Origin of the sequence: Gordonia hongkongensis (assembly GCF_023078355.1) — a bacterium.
GTDB lineage: Bacteria > Actinomycetota > Actinomycetes > Mycobacteriales > Mycobacteriaceae > Gordonia > Gordonia hongkongensis.
This window is the reverse complement of sequence record NZ_CP095552.1, coordinates 1186372-1198798: the sequence shown is the minus strand read 5'-3', so window position 1 is coordinate 1198798 and position 12427 is coordinate 1186372. Positions and strand designations below refer to the sequence as shown.

The 12427-nt window shown below is 67.4% G+C and carries 13 protein-coding genes; 3 read left to right on the top strand and 10 right to left on the bottom strand.

Annotation, left to right across the window (positions count from 1 at the left end; genetic code table 11):
* Window position 1: 1 nt before the first annotated feature.
* The 6 genes from MVF96_RS05450 to rplJ form a co-directional block, all read right to left on the bottom strand.
* The gene (locus MVF96_RS05450; protein ID WP_058253306.1) at window positions 2-883 is read right to left on the bottom strand and encodes an MlaE family ABC transporter permease; all 882 of its coding nucleotides are present in this window, start codon (window positions 881-883) and stop codon (window positions 2-4) included.
* A 2-nt stretch (window positions 884-885) separates the two neighbouring features.
* A complete protein-coding gene (locus MVF96_RS05445) occupies window positions 886-1692 on the bottom strand; it encodes an MlaE family ABC transporter permease (RefSeq protein WP_004023366.1) in 807 nt (268 codons plus the stop codon).
* 2 nt (window positions 1693-1694) lie between these two features.
* Window positions 1695-2921 carry an ABC transporter ATP-binding protein gene (locus tag MVF96_RS05440; RefSeq protein WP_068970872.1) on the bottom strand — a complete coding sequence of 409 codons (1227 nt, stop codon included), beginning with the start codon at window positions 2919-2921 and terminating at the stop codon, window positions 1695-1697.
* 373 nt (window positions 2922-3294) lie between these two features.
* Window positions 3295-4038: a hypothetical protein gene (locus MVF96_RS05435; RefSeq protein WP_307814761.1), complete on the bottom strand. Its 744-nt coding sequence runs from the start codon at window positions 4036-4038 to the stop codon at window positions 3295-3297.
* A 514-nt stretch (window positions 4039-4552) separates the two neighbouring features.
* Complete coding sequence (gene rplL, locus MVF96_RS05430) at window positions 4553-4942, bottom strand: 50S ribosomal protein L7/L12 (protein ID WP_004019500.1); 390 nt, start codon at window positions 4940-4942, stop codon at window positions 4553-4555.
* An 87-nt stretch (window positions 4943-5029) separates the two neighbouring features.
* Complete coding sequence (gene rplJ / locus MVF96_RS05425; protein ID WP_004019499.1) at window positions 5030-5560, bottom strand: 50S ribosomal protein L10; 531 nt, start codon at window positions 5558-5560, stop codon at window positions 5030-5032.
* Between the two features lie 279 nt (window positions 5561-5839).
* Here rplJ and MVF96_RS05420 point away from each other — a divergent pair, with 279 nt between their 5' ends.
* Window positions 5840-7027: a glycoside hydrolase family 76 protein gene (locus MVF96_RS05420; RefSeq protein WP_247451582.1), complete on the top strand. Its 1188-nt coding sequence runs from the start codon at window positions 5840-5842 to the stop codon at window positions 7025-7027.
* 212 nt (window positions 7028-7239) lie between these two features.
* The gene (locus tag MVF96_RS05415; RefSeq protein WP_065629263.1) at window positions 7240-9267 is read left to right on the top strand and encodes a CocE/NonD family hydrolase; all 2028 of its coding nucleotides are present in this window, start codon (window positions 7240-7242) and stop codon (window positions 9265-9267) included.
* 6 nt (window positions 9268-9273) lie between these two features.
* Here the strand turns inward: MVF96_RS05415 and MVF96_RS05410 are convergent, their stop codons facing one another.
* Window positions 9274-9792: a TIGR04338 family metallohydrolase gene (locus MVF96_RS05410; RefSeq protein ID WP_078113079.1), complete on the bottom strand. Its 519-nt coding sequence runs from the start codon at window positions 9790-9792 to the stop codon at window positions 9274-9276.
* A complete protein-coding gene (locus MVF96_RS05405) occupies window positions 9789-9947 on the bottom strand; it encodes a hypothetical protein (RefSeq protein ID WP_247451581.1) in 159 nt (52 codons plus the stop codon). The genes MVF96_RS05410 and MVF96_RS05405 overlap by 4 nt, the downstream gene beginning before the upstream one ends.
* Here MVF96_RS05405 and MVF96_RS05400 point away from each other — a divergent pair.
* Window positions 9946-10887, top strand: a complete 942-nt coding sequence (locus MVF96_RS05400; protein ID WP_058253352.1) for a YihY/virulence factor BrkB family protein — start codon at window positions 9946-9948, stop codon at window positions 10885-10887. The genes MVF96_RS05405 and MVF96_RS05400 overlap by 2 nt on opposite strands.
* Here MVF96_RS05400 and MVF96_RS05395 read toward each other — a convergent pair.
* Both MVF96_RS05395 and MVF96_RS05390 read right to left on the bottom strand, forming a co-directional pair.
* Window positions 10884-11714, bottom strand: a complete 831-nt coding sequence (locus MVF96_RS05395) for a DUF2786 domain-containing protein (RefSeq protein WP_247451580.1) — start codon at window positions 11712-11714, stop codon at window positions 10884-10886. The two genes, MVF96_RS05400 and MVF96_RS05395, sit on opposite strands and share 4 nt — an antisense overlap.
* Window positions 11715-11724: 10 nt before the next feature.
* A complete protein-coding gene (locus MVF96_RS05390) occupies window positions 11725-12426 on the bottom strand; it encodes a YoaK family protein (protein WP_247451579.1) in 702 nt (233 codons plus the stop codon).
* Between the last annotated feature and the right edge of the window lies 1 nt (window position 12427).

Here is a 12427-nt window from a genome sequence, read left to right as displayed (position 1 = left end):
GTTAACCTCCCACTCGCACGGTTGTGGTGGTGCCCCAGATCGCCAGGCCGAGGAAGAAGTCCAGGACCGCGATCAGCACCAGAGCCGCTCGAACCGCGTGCCCGACGGCCACGCCCACACCCGCGGGACCGCCCGAGGCGTAGTAGCCGTAGTAGCAGTGCACGAGGATGATCACGAACGCGAAGACCAGCACCTTGCCGAACGACCACAAGACGTCGGCCGGTGGCAGGAACAGGTTGAAGTAGTGGTCGTAGGAGCCGCCGGACTGGCCGTTGAAGACCGTCGTCACCACGCGGGAGGCGAGGTACGCCGACAGCAGGCCGAGCACGTACAGCGGGATGACCGCGATGAAACCGGCGATCACTCGGGTCGACACCAGGAACGGGATCGACGGCACGGCCATCGTCTCCAGCGCGTCGATCTCCTCCGAGATCCGCATGGCGCCGAGCTGGGCGGTGAAGCCGCAGCCGACGGTCGCCGACAGCGCGAGACCCGCCACCAGCGGGGCCACCTCGCGGGTGTTGACGTAGGCGGAGAGGAAGCCGGTGAGGGCCTGCGACCCGATCTGGTCGAGCGCGGCGTACCCCTGCAGGCCGACCACGACGCCGGTGAACCCCGACATCAGCACCATCACGCCGATGGTGCCGCCGATGACCGCGAGTCCGCCCGATCCGAACGCGACTTCGGCGAGCAGGCGCAGGACCTCGCGCGTGTAATGCACGATCGTCTTCGGCATCCACGCGAGCGTCCGGCCGTAGAACGACATCTGCTCGCCGGCGCCGTCGAGCACCTTCAGCGGCTTGCCCAGCTGCTTGCGGGCCTCGTACATGTAGTACTCGGGCCGGCTCTTGGCGATGGTCACACCGCCCCCACCTTCGGTCACGTCTAGCTCCCCTTCGGTGGGACGACCTGCAGGTAGACCGCAGTGATGATCAGGTTCGCCAGGAACAGCAGCAGGAACGTGATGACGACGCTCTGGTTGACCGCGTCACCCACGCCCTTCGGACCGCCCTTGGGGTTGAGGCCCTTGTACGACGCCACGACACCGGCGAGGACACCGAAGATCGCGGCCTTGAGGGTCGAGACCCAGAGGTCGGGCAGCTGTGCCAGCGCACCGAACGACGCGAGGTAGGCGCCCGGCGTACCGCCTTGGACGACCACGTTGAAGAAGTAACCACCGCCGATACCGATGACGGCGACCAGACCGTTGAGCAGCATCGCCACCAGAACCATCGCCAGCACACGCGGTACGACGAGACGCTGGATCGGGTTGATGCCGAGCACCTCCATCGCGTCGATCTCCTCGCGGATGGTGCGCGAGCCGAGGTCGGCGGCGACGGCCGACCCGGCCGCACCCGCGATCAGCAACGACGTCACCAGCGGCGAACCCTGCTGGATGACGACGAGCACGCTGGCCGCGCCGGTGTAGGACTCCGCGCCGAGCTGCTTGATGAGTGAACCCGTCTGCAGCGAGACGATCGCGCCGAACGGAATCGCGATCAGGGCGGTGGGCAGGATCGTCACACTGGCGATGAACCACGCCTGCTGGATGAACTCCCGCCACTGAAACGGGCGCACAAAGGTCTGGCGTGCAACATCGACGAAGAGCTGAACGATATTGCCGGTCTGTGACAGGGCACCTGTCCCGGCTTGCGCGATTCGGTCGACGCCACGCGTGGTGGCACTGCTCATCCCTAGGGTGTCCGCCCTTCGTTCCCATCAGCACGATGGCTGGGCTTGGTCAGTGCATCACCGGGTGTGTGCCACTGTTCGGTCGGGGCATCGCTGCCGCCGTAGTCGATGACGTCGGTCTTGGAGTCCGCGACGGCGACGTTGCTCGGCGCGGTCGTCCACTCATTGCCGGAGCTGTTGTTGCCGGACGGGCCGTTGCCGTTCGCCATGTTGTCGGCGTGCTGGCGGCTCTCCTCGCGGATCTGGTCTTCCTGCTCCTGGCTGCGGCGGATCGCCTCCTGAGCGTTATGGGGCAGGTCGGGCAGCATCGCGTGCACGCGCTCGCGGTGCCGGGCGATCGCCTTGCGTTCGGGCATACCGGGATTGGGCTGCACCTGCGGAATGATCTCGGTGAAGTCCTCCTTGGTACCACCACCGGAGATACCCGCGGCCTGCATCGCCTCTTCCTGCTTCTGGACCGCCTCGTCCTTCTCCTCGGACATACCGATCGGACCGAACCGGTCACCGGAGAGGAACTGCTTGACCACCGGCTGCTCCGAGGTCAGCAACTGCTCCCGCGGACCGAACATCACCAGTTCCTTGCGGAACAACATGCCGATGTTGTCCGGGATCGTCCGCGCGATGTTGATGTTGTGGGTCACGATCAGGATCGTGGCGTCGATCTGGGCGTTGATGTCGATCAGCAACTGCGAGATGTAGGCGGTACGCACCGGATCCAGACCCGAGTCCGGCTCGTCGCACAGGATGATCTGCGGGTCGAGGACCAGCGCGCGCGCCAGCCCGGCACGCTTGCGCATACCGCCGGAGATCTCACCCGGGAGTTTGTCCTCGGCACCGGTCAGACCGACGAGGTCGATCTTCTCCATCACGATGTCGCGGACCTCGTTCTCCTTCTTCTTCGTGTGCTCACGAAGCGGGAACGCGATGTTGTCGAACAGGCTCATCGACCCGAACAGCGCACCGTCCTGGAACAGCACACCGAACAGCTTGCGGATCTCGTAGAGCTCTTTGGCCGAACACTGCGTGATGTCGGTCCCGTCGATGATCACCGACCCCTGCTCCGGATGCAGCAGACCGATCAGGGTCTTCAGGAACACCGACTTACCGGTACCCGACGGACCCAGCAGCGCCGAAACCTCCCCCTCCGGCAGGGTCAGAGTGACATCACGCCAGATGTTCTGCGAACCGAACGACTTGGTGAGTCCTTCGACGCTGACCTCAACACCCACAACTTCCTCCAGACGATCGCTGCCCCCGAGGCGGCCACGGTGTGACCGCGCACCAACCGGCGGCATTTGTGGTTGGGGTCACTCTAACCGACCCGTCCCCGCCCACAACGCCGCCGCGTGGTTCTCGGTGATGGCTGCGGGAAACCTACCGCCCGGTAACTCTCGCCGCGACGATGACAATATCCGATCGTTCGCGGTGAGGGAAGTCGGGCCGGCCCCTCGATGTGACGGCCACCGCAGACCTGGGCTCCACCTGCGGAACACGATTTCGACGGCTCAGCACCGCGCGTCGGGGTCGAGGCGCGGGTGGTCGTCGTAAGTGCGTCGAATGCGTAATCGCATTCGATGGGGACTGTGTTAGCTCTGCGTACGGTCAGGCCGCGGGCGAACCTGTCGTCGTCAACCACGGTCGTAGTAGAGCCACGAGTTCTCGGCGTTCGAGAGTCGACCAGGTCCAGCGGATCACCATGATCCCAAGAGCGCGCAGCGCGTCCTCCCTGCGCTTCTCGCGGATCAATGCATCACGTGGCTCTTCGTCGGGGCGGAGTAGCCGACCGTACTTCTGGAGGCCGTCGAACTCACCGATCACCCGGCCGTCCCAGTCGAAGTCCGCTCGTATTTCTCCGTCCGGTGTCGAGAACGAGCTCTGCAGGCGGGGTGCCGGGAGTCCGGCGACGATCATCTGCGCGCGGCTCCACGACTCACCGACGCTTTCCGATCGACGGTTCGAACACGCCAGCGCTCTGCGAGCAGTGCCAACGTTCTTCCATCCCGTGCGTGCGTCGAGCATGGCCGCCATCGTGTCGTGATCCGCGTCCTTCGCCAGCGCCCGGTCGAAGACGACGACCCCCTGGGCGAAGTCACCGGCCATCGCGATGTCGACCGCGGTGCGTTCGACACTCGTGACCGACAATCCGTCCACTGTGACCGTCTCATCGCGGCCCAGCGGGCCGTTGTGGACATGACGGTGTCCGCGCACATAGCCGCCACTGGATTTCGCGGCCTTCGTCAGGTGCACCGTGGTGCGATCGGGATGCAGGGTGTCGAGCCCGAGAAGCGCGGCGGCCGATTCGTGACTCAGTGTCGAGATGCCGCGGTCGCGCGCCGATGTCGCCACGGCTATGGATCGGTGCCGGAAGAGCAGATCGGCGCCCGCCGGCCCCTCGAACCGCGCTCCCCCTCGACCCACACCCCCGGCGCCAGCCGCAGGAGTTGACCGCGTCGGACTGCAGCGGCGACGACGTCGTCCCCGACACCGGCCCGCAGGGTCGCTTCCCGACGAACGAGACCGTATCGGTCGACGGGCAGTTCATGAGCGAAGGGCGCAGGCATGGGACTTGGACGCACGGACCGCCCCGTCGGTTTCATCCGCCGAGCCGGGTCTCCTACCGAGCCGGCCAACCTCTTGGTCGCATGCGACTTCATGTCGTCGATGCGACTTCGATCGAGGTCGCAACGACGAAACGAGATCGCATGCGACCTCAATTCGCGGGCCGGTGGGCGGGCGAACCCCGACCCAGCGCCCTCCCGACCCAGCGCCCTCCCGACCCAGCGCCCCTCCCCGGGACAGCAACGAGCCCGGGACAGCGATGCTGTCCCGGGCTCGTGAAACGCTTGCGCGTGAGTCGGTCTTACTTGACCGAAACCTTGGCGCCGGCCTCTTCGAGCTTGGCCTTGGCAGCCTCGGCGGCCTCCTTGTCGACCTTCTCCAGCAGGGCCTTCGGAGCGCTCTCGACGAGGTCCTTGGCTTCCTTCAGGCCCAGGCCCGAGACGACCTCGCGGACGACCTTGATGACCTGGATCTTCTTGTCGCCGGCACCCTCGAGGATGACGTCGAACTCGTCCTGCTCGGCAGCAGCCTCGGCGCCACCGGCAGCCGGGGCACCGGCAGCGGCGACGGCGACCGGAGCCGCAGCGGTGACCTCGAAGACCTCTTCGAACTTCTTCACGAAATCGCTGAGCTCCAGCAGGGTCAGTTCCTTGAACTGATCGATGAGCTCGTCAGCGGTGAGCTTCGCCATGGTTGGCGTCCTTCCTGTCAGTCCCCGTACGGGGCTTTGGTGTTCATCCCCGTACGGTTCGGGGATTGGTGTGGTGCGGCGGACGACCTATTCGGTCTCGCCGGCTTCGTTCTTCTTCTCCTGCAGGGCCGCGGCCAGGCGCGCCACCTGCGAAGCCGGCTGGTTGAACAGACCGGCGGCCTTAGCCAAGTTGCCCTTCATGGCACCGGCGAGCTTGGCCAGCAAGACCTCACGGGTCTCAAGGTCGGCGATCTGCTCGATCTCGGCAATGGACAGCGCGCGGCCGTCCATGTACCCGCCCTTGATGACCAGCGCCTTGTTGTCCTTGGCGAACGTCTTGATCGCCTTCGCGGCCACGACCGGCTCACCTTCGATGAAGGCGATGGCGGTCGGACCGGTGAACAGCTCGTCGAGCCCTTCCACGCCCGCCTCAGCAGCGGCACGCTTCACCAGGGTGTTCTTGGCGACGGAGTAGGTTGCACCCTCACCGAGGGAACGTCGCAACGTGCTGATCTGGGTGACGGACAGGCCACGGTATTCCGTGACAACCGTCGCCGTGGAGCTCTTGAACTGCTCCGCGATCTCCGCAACTGCGGCGACCTTTTCGGACTTGGCCATACTTCGCCTCCTCTCCTCGTCACTATGAGTTGGTCGAGTCCAACGAAAGAGCGACGGGCATCGGGAGGCGATCGAGGGCGGAGATGACAAACGCCCCGGCACACAGGCACGGGGCGTGAACGCACACACTGTTCGTGTGGAGCGACATTCCTCGTTCATCCTGCGTGGGCCGGCGACCTCGTCGCGCCTTCGTCCGGGAAATCCCGACGACCAACGGTCTCTGGTTGAACCGATACGACGCACGGGTGTGCATCACATCGACGACTAGGCTACGCGGACGTGGACGAACAATCCAAATCGTCGGACCTGCGGGACCCCAACGCCCGCGCACAGGCCGCCGCGGACGCCATCTACGACCGTCACCTGCAGCGGGCCTTCTGGCTGCCGGGGACACGTGCCGGAGCCGTCGCCTGGCCCATCGGGCGCGTGCAGGCCCAGTTCGGATCCTGGCATTACTGGTGGCAGGCACACCTCGTCGACCTGCTCGTCGACGCCGCGATCCACCGCGTCGGCTCGGACCGCTCCTTCGACCCCGACGTCGCCGACGACGCCAACCGGCTGCTGCGCGGCATCCGGATCCGCAACGGCGGCCGCTGGACCAACAACTATTACGACGACATGGCGTGGCTGGGACTGGCCATCGAACGCGCCGACCGGCACCTGCACCTCGACCATGCGGGCGGACTCCGCGTCCTCGCCGGGCAGATGCTTGACGCCTGGGTGCCCGCGGACGGCGGCGGCATCCCCTGGCGCAAGGCCGATCAGTTCTTCAACGCGCCGGCCAACGGCCCGGCCGCGATCCTGCTGGCACGCACGGGTCACGTCGAACGCGCCGTGGCGATGTGCGACTGGATGGACGCCAACCTCGTCGATCCCGACACCCACCTGGTCATCGACGGTCTCAAGAAGCTGCCCGACGGTTCGCTGAAGCCGGAGACCGGCACCTACACCTACTGCCAGGGCGTCGTGCTGGGCGCCGAACTCGAGGCGTTGCGGGCGACCGGAGATCGCCGGCACCTCGACCGGCTGGCCCGGCTGCTCGGCGCCGTCGAGCACCACTCCTGCACCGACGGGGTGATCAACGGCGGAGGTGGCGGCGACGGCGGCCTGTTCCACGGCGTGCTGGCCCGCTACCTCGCACTCATCGCCACCGACCTGCCCGAGGTCGACGGTTCGGATGAACTCCGTACGCGGGCAGCCCGGATCGTGACCCGTAGCGCGGACGCCGCATGGGCTCATCGCACCGAGTTCGGCGGCCGGGTGATCTTCTCCAGCGACTGGCGACGAACCGCGGTGATCCCGACCGACGCCGGCACGAAAGCCCAGTTCGTGGCAGGCGCCGTCAATCCGTCCGAGGTCCCGGAGCGGGATCTGTCGGTGCAGTTGTCGGCGTGGATGGTGCTCGAGGCGGCGGCCGCCATCGACCTGGGTTTACCTGAATGTGACCAGGAACACACACGGCCATGACCAAAAGACGCCACCTCGTTAGCCATCCGATACCGGCGCTGAGTTATCCTTCAGCGACTACGTGAAGTGACCTGGACCACACTGTAATCCGCAGCCAGCGGACGGGCCGGGAAGCAAGCGACCGACACGACGGGGTGTCGGTGTCCACCCGGCCGTCTCGATCCGTGCAACAACTCGGGTGCGACACCTCATCCCAGGCAGGGTGATGCACCATGACGTACCAGCTGGATCCCACACAGCCGCGCGCCCGTGTCGCTCCGTCGACACGAACCCGCACCACTGGTGCGCCGCATTTCGGCACGCTCCCGCTGGGTGATCCCACCGGCGGCGCCGACGGTATCCGCTGGCGCGAGCAGGTCGACGGAAAGCAGCTCTACCCGCGCGTCGTCATCGACCGGAACGTCTCCATCACCATGAGCGACGGCGTCGTCCTGCGCGCCACGGTCATCCGGCCCGCCAACCGGTTCGGGCAGACGATCCTCACCCCCTATCCCGCGGTCATCAACATCAACCCGTACAACCGCGCGGCCATCGACTTCATCGACCAGACCCTCCACGCCCCCGTCCTCGGCAAGGCACTGCACACCGCATCCCGGTCGATGGACGCGACGGGCACGGCCCTCGAGGGACTCACGACGTTGACACAGACCCTGTCGGGCGGCGTCTTCGACGTCTTCGGCATCAATCGCAACCTGGTACGCAGCGGGTACGTGCAGGTCGTCGTCGACGTCCGCGGAACCGGCGCGAGCCTGGGTAAATGGCAGATCCTCGGTCCTCGCGAGCAGCAGGACTCGGTGGAGGTCATCGATTGGGTGACCGAGCAGGAGTGGTGCGACGGGACCGTCGGGATGGCCGGCTGGTCGTACTCGGCGATCAACTCGCTGCAGGCCGCGGACAAGCGGCCGCCACAGCTGAAAGCCGTGTTCGCCGTAGAGGGTTGCGACGACCTGGTGCGCGACATCTACATCACCGGCGGCATGCCGTCGGCCTTCATCCCGGTGTGGTTGTCCGCGGTCAACATGCTCAAGTGGGTTCCCAACCCCGCCAACGTGATCCGCGACCTCGTGCGCGGCGACGCGGTGCGCTGGGCGATCGACCGGGTGAAGTCCCCGGCCACCGAGATCCCCTCGCTGCTGTGGGGGTTCCTGACCGCCCGTGATCCACGCATCTTCGACGACCCGTACTTCGACGCCCGCGACCCGATCGTCGACCGCATCGAAGCACCCACCTTCACCGTCGGCGCCTGGCATGATCTGTTCGGCCGCAGTGCAACCGGGGTGTACGAGCGCCTGCAGATGGAGCCGGGCCGCAAGCAGATGATCGTCGGCGACGGCTATCACCTCGACGTGGGGTCGGGATACGGCGGCAAGTTCGCTCCCCCGCGTCTGGACGTCCTCGAACGCGCGTGGTTCGACCGCTGGCTCAAGGGCCACCGCAACGGGATCGAGTACTACGGGCCGGTCACCATGCTGCAGCAGGGCGGTGCGTGGACCGCGGGGCAGAGCTTCCCCCGTCCCGGGGTGGCCCCGACGCGGCTCTACCTGACTGCCGAACCGTCGTCGACCGCCGACCATTGCGTCCACGACGGTTCGCTGAGCACCACTCCCGCACAGGGTGTTTCGTCTCTACACGTCCGGCCCGACACCCGCGGACTCCGGTCCCGGGACATGACCCAGGTGACCGCGGGGGCGACGCTGGCCCTCGGCGCGGACTTCGCCCGGGATGCGCGATACCAGGAGCGGGGCGCGTTGTCGTTCACCACGGAGCCGGTCGGAGAGGCCACCCCGATCAGCGGCGCCATGAACTTGCGCCTCAACGTCGCCACCACGGCACACGAGGCCGTCTGGGCGGTGACCGTGAACGACGTCGCTCCCGACGGTACGTCGGTGGTGCTGACCAACGGTGCGCTGTCGGCGTCGAATCGCGCACTGGATCAATCGAAGTCGACGTACGCCGACGACGGCAGCCTGCTCTCGGCGCACCACTATCTGTCCCGCAAGCGCAAGCTGCCGGTGCCCGCCGACGAACCGATCCGCCTCGACGTCGACCTCGTCCCCACCGACGCGGTCCTGCAGCCGGGCCATCGGCTCCGGGTCGACGTCTACGCCGCGAGTCTCCCGCGTTACCTGACGCTCGTGCCCGACCTCATCAAGGCACGCGGCCGCCGACACCAGCGCCTGGTCCTCGACCCCGACCACCCGAGCCACCTGACGCTGCTCGCCGGCGACGGGCTGCGCTGAGATCATTCACCCCACCCCGGAATCCGACAGCACGACGCGATAGACGAACGCGGCTTCGGGCCCCAGTACGAGCCCGACGAGTTCGATGAGCGTCAGCACGAATCCGCGCCCGTGAGCCGGGCCGGTCGTGCCGTCGAGGTGATGGGCGAGCTCGTGCAGCACCACCAATTCACGCAGCGCCCAGCGTCCGTCGGCCGCGGACGGGATGGCGATCTCGGCGGCGACAGGCACACCGTTGGATCTGCGAACCCGCGCCGCGTAGTGGGCGGACCGCTGGCCGCGCCGTTCGCGGACCGATACCGGGTGCGACGCGCGCTCGAAACTCGACCGCACGCCCGGCAGCGCGAGCACGCGGCCCACGTAGTCGTCGACGGCGTCGATCGAGGCGAAGCGCGCCTCCGCGGGGAGGGTGACCTCGGTGCCGGCGAGTTGCACCGTCCGTGACGACGACACGTTGTCGAACAGGCGATGCACGAGGTGCTCGGCCTCATAGAATCGTGCGCGCCCGGTGTCCCGTTCACTCACGGCATCGCCGATGATGAGAGACCCGGCGCCGGGAGCGAAGCGAGCGGGCCGAGGAGCCACGGCGCCGGGAGCGAAGCGAGCGGGCCGAGGAGCCACGGCGCCGGGAGCGAAGCGAGCGGGCCGAAGCTCACCCCGGAGCCGATGGGAGACTTCATGCGCCGTCCCGACCTCGATGCCGTACGCGAGCGCGTGATGCGGCTGCCCGGCGCCTCCCTGATGCTCCGCATCGTCATCGACATGGCTCGAGGCAATCTCACGGACCGGTCGATGACCCTGGCCGCGCAGGCCTTCACCTCGATCCTCCCGGTCGTGATCCTGGTGCTCACCCTGCCGGGCGCCAGCGTCGTCGACGACGCACTCACCCAGCTCGGTATCCCCGTCAGCAGTCTCGACACGCCCACGATCGACGACCCGACCTCGGCGACGACCTTCGGCATCGTCGGTGCGCTGATGACCATCGCCGGCGCCACCTCCCTGTCCCGTGCCCTCGGCCGAATGTATGTGTCGATCTGGGACGTCGCCAAACTGCCGTGGAGCAGCTTCTGGCGATGGGTCGTCGTCGTCTTCCTCATCCCCGCCGCGGTCACCGTGCAGGGTCTGTCCACCGGAGTGGAGGCCACCTCGCTGTTCGGCATGCACATCGGCGATCGGGGCGTCCTGGGAATCGGGCTCATCGTCGCCGTGACCGTGTTGATCTGGTCGGTCACCTTCACCGCGATCCCGCGGCTCCTGGTGTCGTCGCAGGTACCGATGAAGCTGCTCGTCCTCAACGGCCTCGGTACCGGTATCCTCATCACCGCCCTGCTCGCCGGCAGCCGCGTCGCACTGCCGACGCTCGCGGCGGGCACCATCCGCAGTTACGGCACCCTCGGTGTCGTCTTCGTCGCGATCAGCTGGCTGTTCGTGTTCGCACTCATCCTCGTCGTCACCGCCATCGTCGTGCACGCCGTGGCAACGGACGAGGGTCGTCTGGGCCGGTGGGTGCGGCGGTGGGCCGGCACACCGACACCGTTCGTCCCGCACCCGTCTGCATCCTGGTACGACCGGCCTCCCGGGAGTCCGGTGGACGCCCCGCCCACGCGCGTGGAGCCCTAACCCTCCAAAGCACCACGCGCACCGCCGAACTCGCGGTCACCGCCGATCTTCGCGCGACGTCCCGCGCGGTCGCCGGCGCGGCGTGCGGCCTCCGAGTAGCCGGCCGAGGCGCTCGACGGACGCCACGTCCCGCGAGCACTCGACTTCGTCCGGTAGAAGTCGGTGACCTCGATCTCCTTGTTGCGCAACGCGACTGCCGTCGAGCGCGTGGTGTCCCCGGAGTCACGTTCGGCGGCCAGGGCCTCCGCACGCGCGGCGTCGCGGGCCTCGGCGAGACGCTTGCCGATGCGTTCGGCGAACGCCGACTGGAAGTTGAGCCGCGCCGTGATCGGCGACAACGGCTTCTCCTCGATCACCCGCCGGGCACGCCACCCATTCCCGCGGGTGACGACCCGCGCGAACGTCTCGCCCTTGTAGGCACCCGACCGCAGGTAGGCGTCGCTGGCCGCGACCATCTGCACGATCAGCGACGTGTAGAGGGCCTCGCAGGCGTCGATGTCGGCTTCGTATCCGTAGGCGAGCACGAAGGTCGAGTTGCTCGCCACGTCGACGGTCACGTCGTTGGCGGCGGTGATGGCGACGAAGAGCTGCACATAGGTCCGCAGTCCGCGTTTGCCGGGTTCGCCGATGGCGATCTGACGGCTGATCGGGGTGACCTTCTTGCGCGCGGCGGGATCGTGGGCGCGCGCCACGGCCAGGTCGATCGACGATGCCGTCGCGAGCCGCTGGGCCGCCTGCATGAAGGTCTCGGCCTCGTGCTCGTTGTCGGTGTTCTCCGCTTGACGGAGAAGGGCGGAGATCCGGGTGAGCAGCTTGTCGTCGCGCATGTAACTCAGACTATCCAGCGGCCCGATCGGTTCCATCTGAGCGCGAATTGCCCCGAGACAACGTCTCGGCAACCCGCAGGAGGAGGGTGCAGGCGGCGATCGCGACCCCGGCCCACAACCCGGCGACACCCCAGTGACGTTCTGCGAAACCGCCGCACACCGCGCCCAGGACGAACACCGGCCACATCCAGAACACCGCCAGCCACGCCCACGGTCGATCGGTACCCAGCGAGGCGACCAGCTCGTGCGCGGACTTCACCAGCGTGCCGGTGACGTACGTCAAGCCGCCCGGCACCGTCGAGGTGTGCGACAGTGCCGAGTTGATCGCGCCGGTCGCCGTCGCCACCACGATCATCCCGGCCGTCGGCGACGCGGTCAGCGCGACAACGGTGCCGGCGAGAAGCGTCACCGTCACGGCTACGAGAACCCAGACCGGCGAGTGCTGTCCGCCCCAGCGACCGAGTGCCGCGCCGCCCACGGCCCCGCCGAAGAAGGCCGCGACGAGTCCGGCGACGACCGCGATCGTCGACCACCCGCCCGCGGCCGTCGACGCTCCCAGGATCGTCGAATTGCCGGACATGAACGCGACGAAGCTGCCCTTGAGCACGACGAACGCGATGGCGTCGACCAGCCCGGCCAGGAACAGCAACGCCGCCGCGATCGCGATGTCCGGGTGGTTGCTGCTCAGGTAATTGTCGAGTCGGACCGCCATG